Annotated in this window: 14 protein-coding genes; 4 read left to right on the top strand and 10 right to left on the bottom strand. The window is 69.0% G+C overall.

Features of this window, described 5'->3' with window-relative positions; translation table 11 throughout:
* Window positions 1-7 precede the first annotated feature (7 nt).
* The 8 genes from cmk to HNR11_RS12810 form a co-directional block, all read right to left on the bottom strand.
* On the bottom strand, window positions 8-727 hold the full coding sequence (gene cmk, locus HNR11_RS12775) for a (d)CMP kinase (RefSeq protein ID WP_343050677.1): 720 nt from the start codon (window positions 725-727) through the stop codon (window positions 8-10).
* Window positions 724-1,890 (bottom strand): prephenate dehydrogenase, encoded by a 1,167-nt coding sequence (locus HNR11_RS12780; RefSeq protein WP_179442688.1) that lies wholly within the window; start codon window positions 1,888-1,890, stop codon window positions 724-726. Before HNR11_RS12780 ends, cmk begins: the two co-directional genes overlap by 4 nt.
* On the bottom strand, window positions 1,887-2,900 hold the full coding sequence (locus tag HNR11_RS12785; RefSeq protein WP_246310401.1) for a pseudouridine synthase: 1,014 nt from the start codon (window positions 2,898-2,900) through the stop codon (window positions 1,887-1,889). The genes HNR11_RS12780 and HNR11_RS12785 overlap by 4 nt, the downstream gene beginning before the upstream one ends.
* Before the next feature lie 40 nt (window positions 2,901-2,940).
* Window positions 2,941-3,516, bottom strand: coding sequence for an SMC-Scp complex subunit ScpB (gene scpB, locus HNR11_RS12790; RefSeq protein WP_179442690.1), 576 nt, complete (start codon window positions 3,514-3,516; stop codon window positions 2,941-2,943).
* Window positions 3,509-4,423: a segregation and condensation protein A gene (locus HNR11_RS12795; RefSeq protein ID WP_343050678.1), complete on the bottom strand. Its 915-nt coding sequence runs from the start codon at window positions 4,421-4,423 to the stop codon at window positions 3,509-3,511. The genes scpB and HNR11_RS12795 overlap by 8 nt, the downstream gene beginning before the upstream one ends.
* Complete coding sequence (locus HNR11_RS12800) at window positions 4,423-5,259, bottom strand: ParA family protein (RefSeq protein WP_246310681.1); 837 nt, start codon at window positions 5,257-5,259, stop codon at window positions 4,423-4,425. The genes HNR11_RS12795 and HNR11_RS12800 overlap by 1 nt, the downstream gene beginning before the upstream one ends.
* Window positions 5,260-5,616: 357 nt before the next feature.
* Window positions 5,617-6,264 carry a trimeric intracellular cation channel family protein gene (locus tag HNR11_RS12805; protein WP_179442691.1) on the bottom strand — a complete coding sequence of 216 codons (648 nt, stop codon included), beginning with the start codon at window positions 6,262-6,264 and terminating at the stop codon, window positions 5,617-5,619.
* A 104-nt stretch (window positions 6,265-6,368) separates the two neighbouring features.
* Window positions 6,369-8,348: an AMP-binding protein gene (locus HNR11_RS12810; protein WP_179442692.1), complete on the bottom strand. Its 1,980-nt coding sequence runs from the start codon at window positions 8,346-8,348 to the stop codon at window positions 6,369-6,371.
* Window positions 8,349-8,504: 156 nt separating this feature from the next.
* Between HNR11_RS12810 and HNR11_RS12815 the strand changes: the two genes are divergently transcribed.
* The 4 genes from HNR11_RS12815 to HNR11_RS12830 are packed head-to-tail and all read left to right on the top strand — an operon-like array spanning window position 8,505 to window position 12,823.
* Entirely contained in the window at window positions 8,505-9,194 is a 690-nt protein-coding gene (locus HNR11_RS12815; protein ID WP_179442693.1) for a GntR family transcriptional regulator, read from the top strand.
* Window positions 9,195-9,219: 25 nt separating this feature from the next.
* Entirely contained in the window at window positions 9,220-10,737 is a 1,518-nt protein-coding gene (locus tag HNR11_RS12820; RefSeq protein ID WP_179442694.1) for an MmgE/PrpD family protein, read from the top strand.
* A gap of 3 nt (window positions 10,738-10,740) precedes the next feature.
* Window positions 10,741-11,658 (top strand): methylisocitrate lyase, encoded by a 918-nt coding sequence (prpB, locus tag HNR11_RS12825; RefSeq protein WP_179442695.1) that lies wholly within the window; start codon window positions 10,741-10,743, stop codon window positions 11,656-11,658.
* Between the two features lie 31 nt (window positions 11,659-11,689).
* The gene (locus HNR11_RS12830; protein WP_179442696.1) at window positions 11,690-12,823 is read left to right on the top strand and encodes a bifunctional 2-methylcitrate synthase/citrate synthase; all 1,134 of its coding nucleotides are present in this window, start codon (window positions 11,690-11,692) and stop codon (window positions 12,821-12,823) included.
* A gap of 169 nt (window positions 12,824-12,992) precedes the next feature.
* Here the strand turns inward: HNR11_RS12830 and HNR11_RS12835 are convergent, their stop codons facing one another.
* Together HNR11_RS12835 and pyrG are read right to left on the bottom strand one after the other, a co-directional pair.
* Entirely contained in the window at window positions 12,993-14,105 is a 1,113-nt protein-coding gene (locus HNR11_RS12835) for a site-specific tyrosine recombinase XerD (RefSeq protein WP_179442697.1), read from the bottom strand.
* A gap of 4 nt (window positions 14,106-14,109) precedes the next feature.
* Window positions 14,110-15,813 (bottom strand): CTP synthase, encoded by a 1,704-nt coding sequence (pyrG, locus tag HNR11_RS12840; protein ID WP_179443020.1) that lies wholly within the window; start codon window positions 15,811-15,813, stop codon window positions 14,110-14,112.
* Between the last annotated feature and the right edge of the window lie 23 nt (window positions 15,814-15,836).

Below are 15,836 nucleotides of genomic sequence, written 5' to 3' on the forward strand. Positions count from 1 at the left end.
ATTGTTCTCAGCGTGATTCGCCACGGGATGCTCCTGCAGATGGGATCGAGAGGGGTTCATCGGAGACCTGCTCCACACGCTGGATCAGCGCGTCGATGGTCTCCTGAAAGGTCAGGTCCGAGGAGTCCAGCACGGCGACGCCGTCGGCTGCCTCGGTGAAGTTCGATGCGGTGGAGTCGCGGGTGTCGCGGTCGATCACCTGGCGGCGCAGCGCCTCGGCGGTCTCGGCGCCGCCCAGCTGGAGGCCGCGGCGGCGCAGCCGGGCCTCGGCGGAGGCGGTGAGCAGCACGCGCACCTGCGCGTCGGGGGCCACCACGGTGGTGATGTCGCGGCCCTCGGCGACGATGAAGCCGGCGTCGTCGATGATCCGACGCTGGGCGGCGATCAGCAGCGCCCGGGCAGGCCGGTTGGTCGCGATCTCGGAGACCCGCTCCGAGATCCGGGTCTCCCGGATCGCGGCGGTGACGTCGCTCTGTCCCACGGTGATGACCTGGTGCTCGGGGTCGGTGGAGATGGTCAGCGGCACCTCCTCCACGGCGACGGCCACGGCCTGCTCGTCGTCGAGGTCCACCCCCTGGGCCAGGCAGTACCAGGTGGCGGCGCGGTACATCGCCCCGGTGTCCAGATAGGCGGCGCCGAGCTGTCGAGCCACGGCGCGGCAGACGCTGGACTTTCCGGACCCAGAGGGTCCATCCACCGCGATGATCAGGCGCTGTTCTTGACTCACGAGAGCACTACCTTCCATCCAAGTTCGGTCATGGCTTCGGCGAGCTCGTCTCGCCGTCCGGGGAGCACCGAGAGCTCCACCATGCCGACCTGGTGGCCGGCGGAGTGTTCCATGCGCAGGTCTTCCACGTTGACCCCGATGCTGGCCACATCGTTGAGCACAGCCGCGATCTGGCCTGGCTTATCGTCGACGATCACGGTGAGCACCGCGAAGGACTGCGGCGGGGCGCCGTGCTTGCCAGGCACCCGGGTGACCCCGGAGTTGCCCTCGGCGATCAGCTGCGCGATGTCGGCCTGACCACCGGCGGCACGCGGGTCCTCCAGCGTACCGATCAGCCGTTCCATGTCCTCGCGCAGCCCGTAGAGGATCTCCACCACCGGGCGCGCGTTGGAGGAGAGGATCTGCACCCAGAGCCCCGGGTCCGAGGCGGCGATCCGGGTGACGTCGCGCAGTCCGTTGCCGGCCAGCGCCAGCGCGGAGACCGGGGCGTCCTGGAGCCGCGAGGCCACCAGTGAGGCGGCGATCTGCGGCAGGTGCGAGATCAGCGCCACCGACTCATCGTGTCGCACCGGATCCATCCGGTGCACGGTCGCCCCGAGTCGACGTCCGATCTCCTCGGCCCATTCCACGGCCGCCGGGGCGGAGAGCTGGTCCCCGGAGCTGGGGTCCGTCGCAGGACAGATCACCCAGGGCATGGAGGTGAAGAGCTCACCGCGCGCGGCCACCGGCCCGGACTTCTCGCGGCCCGCCATCGGGTGGGTGCCCACGTAGCGGGTCAGGTCGGCACGGGTGAGCGCGGCGTCCTCGTCCTGGGTCAGGAGCAGCAGGTGGTTCAGGATCTCGGCCTTGGTGGAGGCGATGTCGAGCACCACGGCCTCGGGGAAACGCACCAGGGCGGCCGCGACCTCCCCGGCGGTGGCCTCCGGGGGCGCGGCGACGATGACGATCTCCGGGGTGGTCTGCGCGGAGGTGCGCTCGAGCAAGGTGCCGGCACCGATGTCTGCGGCGATGGCCTGGGCGGTGGGTGAGGGGTCGGAGAGCAGCACCTGGTGCCCATCGGCGCGCAGACCCAGCCCGATGCTGGCCCCGAGCAGACCGGTGCCGCGGATCAGCACGGTCGGGGTCTGGCGCACGCTGGCCGGGGTGGCGGCGAGCAGGTTCATCGCGGACCGCCCTCGCTCGGGCGGGAGCCGCCGACATCACCGTGGCGGGCGCCGTTGCCGGAGCTGCCGGGCACATCGCCGCTGGTCAGCTCGAGCAGGTGGCCCAGCTCGAGCCGGCCCAGCGGGCGCACGGTGCCCTGCTGCTGGTCTCCGATGGTGATCTCGCCCAGGGCGGTGCGCACCAGGCGCAGCACCGGATGGCCGACGTGGTCGAAGATCCGGCGCACGATCCGGTTGCGCCCGGAGTGCAGGGTCACCTGGATCATGGTGCGCCGGCCGTCGCTGCCCAGCTGCCGGTAGTCATCCACCGCGATCGGCCCGTCCTCGAGGTCGATCCCGGCGCGCAGCTTCTTGCCGACCTCTTTGAACACCGGCCCGGCGACCTCGACCACATAGGTCTTGGGCACCTCGTAGGAGGGGTGGGTGAGCCTGTTGGCCAGCTCGCCGTCGTTGGTGAGCAGCAGCAGGCCTTCGGTCTCGGCGTCGAGCCGGCCGACGTGGAAGAGCCGGGCGGCCTTCATCTCCTCGGTGAGGTAGTCATTGATGCAGGGGCGGCCGTGGGGATCCGACATCGTGGTGACCACGCCCGCGGGCTTGTTGAACATCACATACTGGTGTTCCACGCTGAGCTGGATCCGCACGCCGTCCACGTGGATGGCGACCTTCTCGGGCTGCACCCGGATGCCGGGTTCGATGATGACCTTGCCGTCCACGGCGACCCGGCCTTCGGAGATCAGCGCCTCGCAGACCCGGCGGGAGGCGACCCCGGCCTGGGCGAGGACCTTCTGCAGCCGCACGCCCTCGGGGTCGTGGACCTCTGCGAAGTTCTCCTCGGCCTCATCGCGGCGCGGCTTGGCGCGGCGAGGACCGGTGGAGATCATCCGCTGCGGGTCCTCGGAGGAGAACGGTCCCCCGGTCTGACCGGCCTTCGGGGTGCGGGCTGCGGTGGCGGCACGCGGCTCGCGCCGCTGCGCCTCGCGCGCGCGGCGGTCTGGGCCCGAAGATTTCATGGTCTCCATTCTATGGGGAGTGTCCAATCCGGGACGCCACTCAGCTTTCGCCCTCGAGCTCCCCTGCTGCCTCGATCCCCGGCAGGTGCGGGGAGAGCTGCGGAAGCTCCTGCACGGAGTTGATCCCGAGCCGTTCCAGCAGGTCAGCGGTGGTCACATACAGCGTCGCGCCGGTGAGCGGATCCGTGCCGGCGGTGTCCACCAGACCGCGGGTGACCAGGGTGCGCACCACCGAATCGACGTTGACGCCGCGGATCGCGGCCACCTGGGAACGTGCCACCGGCTGCCGGTAGGCGATCACCGCCAGAGTCTCCAGCGCGGCCTGGGAGAGCCGGGTGGTGGCCCCGCCCAGGACGAAGGCGGAGACCTGCTCGGCGTAGTCGGCCCGCGAGTAGTAGCGGTAGCCTCCGGCGATCTCGCGCAGCTCATAGCCGCGACGCCGGGATCCTTCGCTGATCCCGTCGATGTCCAGTCGCAGCGCGTCGAGCACCGCGATGACCTGGTGTTCGGGGACCTCGAGCACCTGTGCGAGTTCCACCGCGGAGACCGGCTCCTCGGTGATCATCAGCACCGCCTCGGCGGCGGCGAGCAGGTCCTCGCTGATCGGCTCAGCCATTCTCCGGGTTCTCCTTCTCTGGCTCTGCCCATTCCGCCGCGGCACGATCCAGCGCCGCGATGCTTCCGGTGGCGGGCCCGGACCAGATCACGCGCAGCTCCCCCAGCGGCGTCTCCTGCTCGAAGCTGACGTCGCGGTCGCGGTAGAGCTCCAGCAGACCCAGGAACCGGACGACGACGACGAGCCGGCTCTCGGCCTCACGGATCAGCTCGGTGAAGCGCAGTTCGCCGGCCTCGCGCAGCAGGGCGGTCATGACCGCCATCTCAGCTCGGATGTCCACCGCGTGGGAGTGAAGATGCTCGAACCGGATGTGGTCCGGTTCCATCTCCGGCCGGGCGAAGGCATGCTCGGCGATGACCTTCAGATCCTCCGGGGTGGTCTTGAAGACCAGCTCCGGAAGCAGCCGGGTCAGTTCCGGGTGGCTGCCGGGCTGGCGCGGGAACCGGTCCGAGTGGGTCTGGATCTGCTCGGCGAGATGTCCGGCGATGTGCTTGAACGCCCGGTATTGAAGCAGCCTTGCGAAGAGCAGGTCGCGGGCCTCCAGGGCGGCGATGTCCTCCTCGGCCTCGACCTCCCCGCCGGGCAGCAGCTGGGCGGCCTTGAGGTCCAATAAGGTGGCCGCCACCAGGATGAAGTTCGAGGACTCATCCAGCGCCTGGTGATGTGAGAGTCCCCGCACGTAGCTGATGAACTCATCGGTGACCGCGGAGATCGCGACTGCGGTGACGTCCATCTCGCGCTTGGCGATCAGCCCGAGCAGCAGGTCGAAGGGTCCGTCGAAGTTCTCCAGGGAGACCGTGAACCCGGTGGCGCTGGCCTCGGGCCCGGCGTCTGCCGCGGCGGCCTCCGGGCTCGCGGCTGCTTCGGCATCGATGAGCGCCGCGGCGCCTGCTGCCGGGTCCGCCACTAGGGCGAACCACCTCGGAGGATCAGCTCACGGGCCAGCTGCCGGTAGGCCTTGGCGCCCTCGTGCTTGCGGGCGTAGGCGGTGATCGGTTCGGCGGCGACGGTGGCGTCGGGGAACTTCACGGAGCGTTTGATCACCGTCTCGAAGACCTTCTCACCGAAGGCCTCGACGATCCTGGCGATCACCTCGCGGGCATGCAGGGTGCGCAGGTCCACCATGGTGACCACCACGCCGTCGATCTCCAGGTCCGGGTTCAGCCGGTCCTGGACCTTCTCGATGGTGTCCACCAGCAGCGCGACGGCGCGCAGCGCGAAGTACTCCGCCTCCAGCGGGATCACCACGCCGTGCGCCGCGGTCAGGGCGTTGACCGTGAGCAGCCCCAGCGAGGGCTGGCAGTCGATGATGATGACGTCGTAGTCGTTGCGGACCTGGCGCAGCGCGCGGTCCAGGACCTGCTCCCGGGCCACCTCGTTGACCAGCTGGACCTCTGCGGCGGAGAGGTCGATGTTGGCGGGGAGCAGATCGACGTTCTCCACATGGGTGGAGACGATCGCGTCGCGGGTCGTGACCTCGCGCTCCATGAGCACGTTGTAGACGGTGGTCTCCAGCTCATGGGGGCTGGTGCCGAATCCCGCGGAGAGCGCACCTTGCGGGTCGAAGTCCACCATCAGCACGCGGCGGCCGTATTCGGCGAGAGCGGCGCCGAGGTTGATCGCGGAGGTGGTCTTGCCCACTCCGCCCTTCTGGTTGACCATGGCGATCACGCGAGCGGGGCCGTGGCTGCTCAGCGGAGCCGGATCGGCGAACTCATGCTTGGGTCGGCCCGTGGGGCCCATGATCGCGTCGCCGTAGATGGTGAAGAGTTCGGTCGGCTGCTCGCTGCTCGACTCGCTGCCTTCCCGGTCAGGCGTTTCGCCCATCCGGGCACCCGGCTCGATCACGTGATTCCTCAACTTCCTCCTGCGGACAGCAACTTATCCAGGTTACCCCGTGTGATCATCGAGGCAAGATGCGCAGGCCAAGTAGCACTCGAAGGTTCGTCCCGGCACGGGGCGGGTGGGCGACGGCCGCGCCGTTGAACCGTTCAGACACCCCGCTTCGGGACTCAGACGCACCCAATCCGGGACTCAGACGCACCCGATCCGGGCCACAGGCGCACCCGTTTGCGGAGTCACGCGCACCGGTTTGCGGACTCAGGTCTCGCCGTCGCCGGTAGCGGGGCGGCCGGACCGGCGCCCGGCCAGCGGCACCCGCCAGCCCCGCTTGAGCGAGATCATGCGCAGAGCGAAGACCAGGCTGGAGACCACCAGGCCGGCCCAGATCAGCGGCAGCTCGTAGCTGAGCACAATGACCATCAGCCCGGCACCGAACATCGCCGGCACCGCATACACACCGCGCGGGTTGAAGATCTGTGGGGTCTCGTTGGCCACCACGTCGCGCATCGCCCCGCCACCCACGGCGGTGGTGACCCCGAGCAGCACGCAGGCGATCTCATTGAGCCCGGCGTTATACGCGATCACTGTGCCGGTGAGGCAGAACAGCGAGAGTCCCACGGCGTCGAAGACCAGCAGCGTCCGCCGGAGTCGGGTCTCATGGAGCAGCCCGGTGAGCACCAGGACCACCGCCACCAGCACCGGGGCCAGGTAGATCGGCTGCGAGAACGCGGCCGGGGTGCCTTCTCCGATGATGATGTCTCGGGTCACGCCCCCGCCCAGGCCCGCCATGGAGGCCAGCAGCAGCGAGCCGACCACGTCGAATCCCTTGCGAGCAGCCAGCAGCGCACCGGAGACGGCGAAGGCGAAGGTGCCCAGCAGCTCCACAGCCAACAGCGCGAGGTCCATACTTTCCCCCTGCGCCAGCCGGTGAGGCGGCTGCGCGTGACAGGTCCGTGGCGCTCGAGCGCGACGGGACTTCTTCGACGCACGGTCGAGCGCCGCCGATAAGCCTACCGCCGGGGGCGCAGCACCGGGATCAGGTCCTCCAGCACCGAGGCGTCCTCGATGGTGGAAGGCACCCGCGCCTGCTCGCCGTCGGCGATCTGGCGCATCGTCTTGCGCAGGATCTTGCCCGAACGGGTCTTCGGCAGCGCGGCGACCACCGCCACCGTCTTGAAGTCGGCCACCGGTCCGATGTCTCGACGCACCAGCTCGGTCAGCTCGGACTGCAGCGTCTTGGGGTCATCGGTGCGGCCGGACTTGAGCACCACGAACCCGGAGGCGCGCTGCCCTTTGAGCTCGTCCTGCAGCCCGATCACCGCGCATTCGGCCACCGCGGGATGGGAGGCCACGACCGCTTCGATGGCGCCGGCCGAGAGCCGGTGTCCAGCCACGTTGATCACGTCATCGGTGCGACCCATGACGAAGAGGTAGCCGTCGGCATCCAGGTACCCGGAGTCCCCGGTGGTGTAGAAGCCGGGGAAGGCGGCGAGGTAGGAGTCGATGTAGCGCTGGTCATCTCCCCACAGGGTGGGCAGGGTGCCCGGGGGCATGGGCAGGCGCAGCGCGATGTTGCCCTCCTGCCCCGCCGGGAGCTCCTCCCCGGCGGCGTCGAGGATCACCACGTCGTAGCCGGCCATCGGGACGGTGGCGGAGCCTTCCTTCACCGGCAGCGCCTCGATCCCGACCGGATTCGCCGCGATCGGCCAGCCGGTCTCGGTCTGCCACCAGTTGTCGATCACCGGGACTCCCAGCGCATCGGTGATCCAGCCCTGGGTGACCGGGTCCAGCCGCTCCCCCGCAGCATAGAGATGACGCAGCGAGGAGATGTCATAGTCGGCCACCAGGGCCGCCTCCGGGTCGGTCTTGCGGATCGCGCGCAGGGCGGTGGGAGCGGTGAACAGCGCGGTGATCCGGTGCTGCTGGATCATCCGCCAGAACGCGCCGGCATCGGGGGTGCCCACCGGCTTGCCCTCGTAGAGCACCGTGGTGGCCCCAACCAGAAGCGGCCCATAGACGATGAACGAGTGCCCGACCACCCATCCGACGTCGGAGGCGGTGAGCATGGTCTCCCCCGGGCCGACGTCGTAGATGGCCTGCATCGACCAGGTCAGCGCGACGGCGGTGCCTCCCTGATCCCGGACCACGCCCTTGGGCCGACCGGTGGTCCCGGAGGTGTAGAGGATGTAGAGCGGGTCGGTGGCACGCACCGCGACCGGCGCGGCGGGTTCGGCCCGGGCGGCCAGCCCGGCCCAGTCGTGCCAGTGCGCGGGAGAATCGACGCTGGCGTCGGTGTTCGAGCCGGTGTTCGGGTCGGTGTTTGAGCTGGTGCTTGCGCTCGCGTTCCAGCCGGCCGCGAACTCCTCGCGGCTGTGCGCGAAGCCCTCGCGGGCCTGGACCACCACGTGCCGGACCTGGTGGGAGGCCAGGCGCAGCGCCTCGTCCACGGTGGGCAGGTACTCCACCTTGCGGGTGGGCTCGATCCCTCCGCTGGCGGTCAGCACGACGTCGGGCGAGGCGTCGTCGATCCGGGAGGCCAGCTCCTTCGCGGCGAATCCGCCGAAGACCACGGAGTGCACCGCCCCGATCCGCGCGCAGGCGAGCATCGCGATGGGTGCCTGCGGGATCATCGGCAGGTAGATGATGACCCGGTCCCCCGCCGCCACCCCCAGCTCACGGAGCATCCCGGCGCACTGGGCCACCTCGTGGGTCAGCTCGGTGTAGCTGTAGCTGCGCACGGTTCCGGTGACCGCGGAGTCATAGATCAGCGCGGTCTGATCGCCACGCCCGGCCTGCACATGGCGGTCCAGACAGTTGTAGCTCAGGTTCAGCTCCGCCTCGGGGAACCAGCGGTATATCGGTGCCGCTGAGTCATCGAGCGCTCGCAGGGGCTCCCGGTCCCAATGGACCTGCTCCGCGGCGGCGAGCCAGAACTCTTCACGCTGAGCCAATGAACGTGCGTGCAGCTCGCGGTAGGACGGACCGGTCATGGGAGTGCTCCTGCTCATCGGCGGGGATGCGTGACAACATCCAGGGTATGAGCTGAATCACAGCAGGTAAACCCCTCTGTATACAGAATCGTGGATCTTTCGGGTTTCTGCGCCAGATGACTGCACAGAAGCCCCTGCGCTGTATACACTCGGGGTATGCGTGCCAGCGATCGTGCCTACACCACTCTGCGGCAGGAGATCCTTGACGGGGAGCTGACCCCGGGGACCCTGCTCGGTGAGGTCGACCAGGCCGAACGGCTCGGCCTCTCTCGCACGCCGCTGCGCGAGGCGCTGTCCCGGCTGATCGCGGACGGGCTCGCTGACCAGGCCAAAGGGCGCGGCACGGTGGTCAGCTCGATCTCCACGACCGACGTGGATCTGCTCTTCGAGCTGCGCCTCCCGCTGGAGGTCCAATCTGCCCGCCTCGCCGCCGAGCGCGGGGACCCGGCGCGCTTCACCGCCCTCGCGGAACGCTTCGCCGCCGCAGAGAAGGACCTGCGCGCGCGCCCCCGAGACCGGGATCACACCGAGGAGGACAAGCTCTACTATGAGCTCACCGAGGAGCTCGACGAGGCAGTCTCTGAGGCTGTGGACAATCCCTATCTGAGCCACACCCTGCGCAGCATGCGCGCCCACCTGGTCCGCGCCCGCCGGCTGGCCCAGCACGAGCCCGAGCGGCTCGCCGCCTCAGCCCGCGAGCACCTGGAGGTCTGCACCGCCATCGCCTCGGGGGATGCCGAGACCGCTGGGGCCGCGATGCTGATCCACCTGCGCCGCAGCCTCGCCTACATCACCGCCCAGCACGAGACGGCCCCCCTGCCGTCACCCAGCAGCACCGAATCCTGACGCCGAATCGAGAGGAACCACCAGCATGATCTCCCACCACGTCCGGGTCTACCGCAGCGACGAGAACCTTTCCCGGGCCGACCAGCTCGCCTGGAAGATCGCCCAGGTCGCCGTCGACCCGGTGGAGGTCGACCCCGAGGTCACCGAGATGGTGATCAACCGGATCATCGACAACGCCTCCGTGGCGGTGGCCTCGCTGAACCGCGCCCCGATCATCGCCGCCCGCGCCCAGGCGTTGGACCACTCGGTCTCTGCCAACGGCTCCGGAGCCTCCATCTTCGGCATCGAGACCAAGTCCAGCCCCGAGTGGGCGGCATGGGCCAACGGCGTCGCAGTCCGTGAACTGGACTACCACGACACCTTCCTGGCCGCCGAGTACTCCCACCCCGGAGACAACATCCCCGCCGTCCTCGCCGTGGCCCAGCACACCGGCGCCTCCGGTGCGGAGCTGATCCGCGGGATCGCCACCGGCTACGAGATCCAGGTGGACCTGGTGAAGGCGATCTCGCTGCACAAGCACAAGATCGACCATGTCGCCCACCTCGGGCCCTCCGCCGCCGCCGGCATCGGCACCCTGCTGAACCTCGACGCCGAGACGATCTTCCAGGCCTTGGGCCAGGCGCTGCACACCACCACCGCCACCCGCCAGTCCCGCAAGGGCGAGATCTCCACCTGGAAGGCCCACGCCCCGGCCTTCGCCGCGAAGATGGCGGTCGAGGCGGTGGACCGGGCGATGCGCGGTCAGACCTCTCCGGTGCCGATCTACGAGGGCGAGGACGGGGTCATCGCCTGGCTGCTCGACGGGCCGGAGGCCTCCTACCAGGTCCCGCTGCCCGAGCGCGGGGAGTCCAAGCGCGCGATCCTGGACACCTACACCAAGGAGCACTCCGCGGAGTACCAGGCGCAGGCCTGGATCGACCTCGCCCGCCGGCTGCACCACGCCCACCCCGAGGCCACCGATCCGGCCCAGGTGGAGTCGGTGCTGATCCGCACCAGCCACCACACGCACTATGTGATCGGATCCGGAGCGAACGACCCGCAGAAATACGATCCCACCGCGTCGCGGGAGACGCTGGATCACTCCATCCCGTATATCTTCACCGTCGCGCTGCAGGACGGCGCCTGGCACCACGTGGACTCCTACACCCCGGAGCGCGCCCAGCGCGAGGACACCGTGGCCCTGTGGCACAAGGTCACCACCGAGGAGGACCCGGAGTGGACCCGGCGGTATCACTCCACCGATATCGCGGAGAAGGCCTTTGGCGGATCCGTGGAGATCCGGCTGCGCAACGGTGAGGTGATCACCGATGAGATCGCCGTCGCCGATGCCCACCCGCTGGGCGCGCGGCCCTTCGCGCGGGAACAGTACATCGCCAAGTTCCGCACCCTGGCAGAACCAGTGATCGCCGAGGCCGAGATCGCACGATTCCTGGGCGCCGTGGAGAGCCTCGAGACGCTCGCCGCGGGTGAGCTGGATCAGCTCAACATCCTCGCGGCCACCGGGGTCATCCACCCCTCCGCCGGACCGAAGGGACTGTTCTAGGCCATGTTGTACTCCACCATCACCCCGGCGCAGAAGCGGATCGACCTGCGCGCCATGCTCACCCCCGGGGCGGCGCGCCAGTTCCCGGGCACCTTCACCCCGCTCTCGGCGCCCCTGATCGAGCAGAAGGGCTTCGACGGCATCTACATCTCCGGTGCGGTGCTGGCCAATGAACTGGGCCTGCCCGACATCGGACTGACCACGCTCAGCGAGGTCGCCCAGCGGGCCGGTCAGATCGCCCGCGCCACGAACCTCCCGGCCCTGGTCGACGCCGACACCGGATTCGGGGAACCGATGAACGTGGCCCGCTCGGTCCAGGAGCTTGAGGACGCCGGGCTGGCGGGCTGCCACATCGAGGATCAGTTCAATCCCAAGCGCTGCGGACACCTGGACGGGAAGAACCTGGTGGACCTGCAGACCGCGACCCAGCGAGTCGCCGCTGCCGCCCGCGGACGCCGCGACGAGAACTTCCTGATCATGGCGCGCACCGATCTGCGCGCCGTCGAGGGTCTCGACGCTGCGATCGACCGGGCCAAGGCCCTGGTCGACGCCGGGGCCGATGCGATCTTCCCGGAGGCCATGAAGGACCTCGGCGAGTTCGCCGCGGTCTGTGCGGCGGTGGATGTCCCGGTGCTCGCGAACATGACCGAGTTCGGGAAGTCTCCGCTGTTCACCCGGTCCGAGCTGGCCGAGACCGGTGTGGCGATGGTGATCTACCCGGTGACCTCGCTGCGCACCGCGATGGGCGCGATCGAACGCACCCTGGACGTCTTGGCCGCTGAAGGTTCCCAGCAGGCGGCGGTGGATCAGATGATGACCCGGGCACGGCTCTACGAATTGGTGGACTACGAGGGGTACAACGCCTTCGACACCGGGATCTTCAACTTCGACGTCCCGGACGCCCACGGCACCAAGCACTGAACACCCTGCAATGACCCCAAGGAGGTCACTGATGACCGAAGAGATCCACAAGGGCCTGGCGGGTGTGGTCGCTGATCACACCGCCGTCTCGAAGGTGAACCCCGAATCCAACTCGCTGCTCTACCGGGGATACCCGGTCCAGCAGCTCGCCGCGGAGCTGGCCTTCGAGGAGGTGGCGCTGCTGCTCTGGAACGGGGAGCTCCCCGATGCGGCGCAGAAGGAGGAGTTCCGCGCCTTCGAACGCTCGCACCGGGCGCTGGATCCTCGGGTGAAGTCAGCGATCGACCTGCTGCCCCTGGACTGTCACCCGATGGACGTGGGGCGCACCGCGGTCTCGGTCCTGGGTGCGAACCATCCGCTCTCCGAGGACTCATCCCCGGAGGCGGAGCTGACCAAGGCCAAGGAGCTCTTCGCCGCGTTCCCGGCCGTGGTCGCCTATGACCAGCGCCGACGTCGTCAGCTTCAGCTCGTCGAGCCGCGGGAGGATCTGGACTACTCGCAGAACTTCCTCTGGATGACCTTCGGCGAGGAGGCCCCCGAGGAGGTGGTCGACGCCTTCCGGGTCTCGATGGTGCTCTACGCCGAGCATTCCTTCAACGCCTCCACCTTCACCGCACGAGTGGTGACCTCCACGCTGGCGGATCTGCACTCAGCCGTCACCGCCGCGATCGGCGCGCTGAAGGGCCCGCTGCACGGCGGCGCCAATGAGGCGGTGATGCATACCTTCGAGGAGATCGGCATCGACCCGGACGAGACCCGGGAGGAGGCCGCGGCCCGGGCCAAGGCCTGGATGGAACAGGCCCTGGCGGAGAAGCGCAAGGTGATGGGCTTCGGGCACCGGGTCTATAAGTCCGGTGACTCCCGGGTGCCCACCATGAAGCAGGCCCTGGACGCGATGGTCGACTACTACGGCCGCGGCGAGCTGATGGGCCTCTACGACGGCCTCGAGGCCGCGATGGGTGAGGCGAAGAACATCCTGCCCAACCTGGACTACCCCGCCGGGCCGACCTACCACCTGATGGGCTTCGACACCGAGATGTTCACCCCGCTGTTCATCGCCGCCCGGATCACAGGCTGGACGGCGCATATCGCCGAGCAGCGCGCGAACAACGCGCTGATCCGCCCGCTGAGCGCCTATAACGGCCCGGAGGAGCGCCACCTCTGAGGCTTGGCCTGAGTTCATGGCCGGCTCCGCATCCGTGGGGCGCGAACAGGTGGAATGGCGCACGCAGCAGCCGGAATTCCGCCCGTTTGCGACCCAGGGATGGGGGCGGTCCCGTGGGAGACCGCTCAGCGGGCGGGGACTCAGCGGAAGCGGGCCCAGGAGGGCCCGCTCAGCGGGCGCGCGGGTGGGCGATGGCGTAGCTCTCCTGCAGCGCCTCCGCGGTGACCTTGGTGTAGATCTGGGTGGTGGTCACCGAGGCGTGGCCGAGCATCTCTTGGACCAGCCGGATCCCGGCGCCTCCTTCGAGCAGGTGGGTCGCGCAGGAGTGGCGCAGCGTATGGGGAGAGACCTCCTGGGTGATCTCCGCGGCGGCGGCGTGGGTCTGCAGCACGGTCCAGGCCGACTGCCGGGAGAGCCGGCCGCCGAGCTTGTTCAAGAACAGCCCGGGCGACGGCGCGCGGCGCCCGATCTTCGCGGCAAGGCCCGGCCGGCCGGCGGTGAGATAGTCGTTGATCGCCCGCTGCGCGTAGCGCCCCACCGGGACCATCCGCTGCTTGTTTCCCTTGCCGGTCACCCGCACGATCACCAGCCCGTCCGCCCCGCTGGAGCCTGCTGATGAGTCCGGATCAGCGGCCTCGCCCGACACCACCGCGGCTGCGCCCGGCGTCGTCGTCGCACTGTCCCCGACCGGGGCGGCACGGATCTCGTGGATGTCGTCGACGTCCAGGCTCACCGCCTCGGTGATCCGTGCCCCGGTGGCGTAGAGGAACTCCAGCAGCGCCCGGTCGCGGCGGCCCAGCTCGGTGTCGCGGCTGGGGGCATCGAGCAGACGCTGCACCTCGTCCACGCTGAGCGCCTTGGGCAGGGACTGGCGGGGCTTGGGGGCGGCCACATGTTTGGCCGGGTCATGGGTGGTCCGGCCCTCCCCCGCCCAGTAGCGGTGGGCGCCGCGCACGGAGGCCAGCACTCGGGCCATCGACCGTTGGGACAGGGCCGAGCCGCCGTCGTCGCCGGTGCTCAGTCGGTGCAGGAAGTCTGCGATCAGGGTCTCGTCGATGGTGCGCAGCTCGGTGATCCCACGCTCGAGCAGGAACGCGCCGTAGCGCAGCAGGTCGTTGCGGTAGGAGCTCAGCGTGTTCGCCGCGGACCCGCGCTCGATCCGCAGGTGGGTGAGGTAGTCCTCGATCTCTGGGCCTACTGACGAGGACGGCACCTCCGCGCGTCGCTGGAGGTGCCGTTCCCGTGCCTGCTCAGGAGCGGGGGTGCCGCCCTGGGTGGCCATGACTCTAGCCGCGTCCGCCCTGGGCGAGCTGCCGGTCCAGCCCGGCGCGGATCAGCCCGGCGAAGAGCGGGTGCGCGTTGGTCGGACGGGACTTCAGCTCGGGGTGCGCCTGGGTGGAGACGTAGTAGGGATGCGTCTGCCTGGGCAGCTCCACGAACTCCACCAGGGTGCCGTCCGGGGAGGTGCCGGAGAAGACCAGACCCGCCTCGGTGAGCTGTTCCCGGTAGGTGTTGTTTACCTCGTAGCGGTGCCGGTGGCGTTCGGTGATCTCGGTGCTGCCGTAGGTCTCGGCGACCACGGAGCCCTCGGTCAGCTTCGCCTCGTAGGAGCCCAGGCGCATGGTCCCGCCCAGATCCCCGGCGCCCTCCACGATGGCCTCCTGCTCGGCCATGGTGGCGATCACCGGGTAGGCGGTCTCCGGATCGAACTCGGTGGAGCTGGCCTCGCTCATGCCCAACACGTTGCGGGCGTATTCGATGACCATGGTCTGCAGACCCAGGCACAGGCCCAGCGCGGGGATGCCGTGGACCCGGGCGTGGCGCAGCGCGCCGATCTTGCCGTCCAGTCCGCGCACGCCGAAGCCGCCGGGGACGCAGATCGCGTCCACGCCCTCCAGGGCCTTGGCCGCACCCTCTTCAGAGGCGCACAGGTCAGAGGCGACCCAGCGGATCTTGGTCTTGGCGCTGTGCGCGAATCCACCTGCGCGCAGCGCCTCGGTGACCGAGAGGTAGGCGTCGGGCAGGTCGATGTACTTGCCGACCAGCGCCACCTCGACCTCGTGATCGGGGTGGTGGACCACGTTGAGCAGCTTGGACCACTTCGACCAGTCCACGTCCTTGAACTTCAGGTCCAGGGCCTGGACCACATAGGCGTCGATCGCCTGGCGGTGCAGGATCCGGGGGATGTCGTAGATGCTCGGGGCGTCGGCGCAGTTGATGACCGCGTCTTCGGCCACGTCGCACATCCGGGAGATCTTGCCGCGGATCTCGGCGGGCAGCTCTCGGTCGCTGCGCAGCACGATCCCGTCGGGCTGGATGCCGATCGAGCGCAGCGCCGCCACGGAGTGCTGGGTGGGCTTGGTCTTCAGCTCCTGGCTGGGCCCGATGTAGGGCACCAGCGAGACGTGGAGGAAGAACACGTTCTGCCGGCCGATGTCCTGGCGGACCTGGCGCGCCGCCTCCAGGAAGGGCTGGGACTCGATGTCACCGACCGTGCCGCCGATCTCGGTGATGATCACGTCGGGGGCGTCCTTGCCCTCGGCGGGCAGCCGCATCCGGCGCTTGATCTCGTTGGTGATGTGCGGGATCACCTGGACGGTGTCGCCGAGGTAGTCGCCGCGGCGTTCCTTCTCGATGACGGAGGAATAGATCTGACCGGTGGTCACATTGTTGAGCCCGTCGAGATTCTCATCGAGGAAGCGCTCATAGTGCCCGATGTCCAGGTCCGTCTCGGCGCCGTCTTCGGTGACGAAGACCTCTCCGTGCTGGAACGGGTTCATCGTGCCGGGATCCACATTGAGGTAGGGATCCAGCTTCTGCATGACCACCGAGAGGCCACGGGCTCGGAGCAGATGCCCCAGCGAGGAGGCGGTCAGACCCTTGCCGAGGGAGGAGACCACACCCCCTGTGACAAAGATCTGTCGACTAGTAGGGAGGCTGTTCTGGTTCCTGGAACTGTTTCTCTGCACCACGGAGTTCGATCCTAACAGTGAACGGGAGCTGGATGTAGTGC

Source organism: Nesterenkonia sandarakina (genome assembly GCF_013410215.1).
Lineage (GTDB): Bacteria > Actinomycetota > Actinomycetes > Actinomycetales > Micrococcaceae > Nesterenkonia > Nesterenkonia sandarakina.

What these genes read in the sequence shown, in the direction of transcription:
- HNR11_RS12780 (WP_179442688.1), bottom strand. Translation starts at nt 1,890, where the DNA reads ATGAACCTGCTCGCCGCCACCCCGGCCAGCGTGCGCCAGACCCCGACC.
- HNR11_RS12785 (WP_246310401.1), bottom strand. Translation starts at nt 2,900, where the DNA reads ATGAAATCTTCGGGCCCAGACCGCCGCGCGCGCGAGGCGCAGCGGCGC.
- scpB (WP_179442690.1), bottom strand. Translation starts at nt 3,516, where the DNA reads ATGGCTGAGCCGATCAGCGAGGACCTGCTCGCCGCCGCCGAGGCGGTG.
- HNR11_RS12800 (WP_246310681.1), bottom strand. Translation starts at nt 5,259, where the DNA reads ATGGGCCCCACGGGCCGACCCAAGCATGAGTTCGCCGATCCGGCTCCG.
- HNR11_RS12805 (WP_179442691.1), bottom strand. Translation starts at nt 6,264, where the DNA reads ATGGACCTCGCGCTGTTGGCTGTGGAGCTGCTGGGCACCTTCGCCTTC.
- HNR11_RS12810 (WP_179442692.1), bottom strand. Translation starts at nt 8,348, where the DNA reads ATGACCGGTCCGTCCTACCGCGAGCTGCACGCACGTTCATTGGCTCAG.
- HNR11_RS12815 (WP_179442693.1), top strand. Translation starts at nt 8,505, where the DNA reads ATGCGTGCCAGCGATCGTGCCTACACCACTCTGCGGCAGGAGATCCTT.
- HNR11_RS12820 (WP_179442694.1), top strand. Translation starts at nt 9,220, where the DNA reads ATGATCTCCCACCACGTCCGGGTCTACCGCAGCGACGAGAACCTTTCC.
- prpB (WP_179442695.1), top strand. Translation starts at nt 10,741, where the DNA reads ATGTTGTACTCCACCATCACCCCGGCGCAGAAGCGGATCGACCTGCGC.
- HNR11_RS12830 (WP_179442696.1), top strand. Translation starts at nt 11,690, where the DNA reads ATGACCGAAGAGATCCACAAGGGCCTGGCGGGTGTGGTCGCTGATCAC.
- HNR11_RS12835 (WP_179442697.1), bottom strand. Translation starts at nt 14,105, where the DNA reads ATGGCCACCCAGGGCGGCACCCCCGCTCCTGAGCAGGCACGGGAACGG.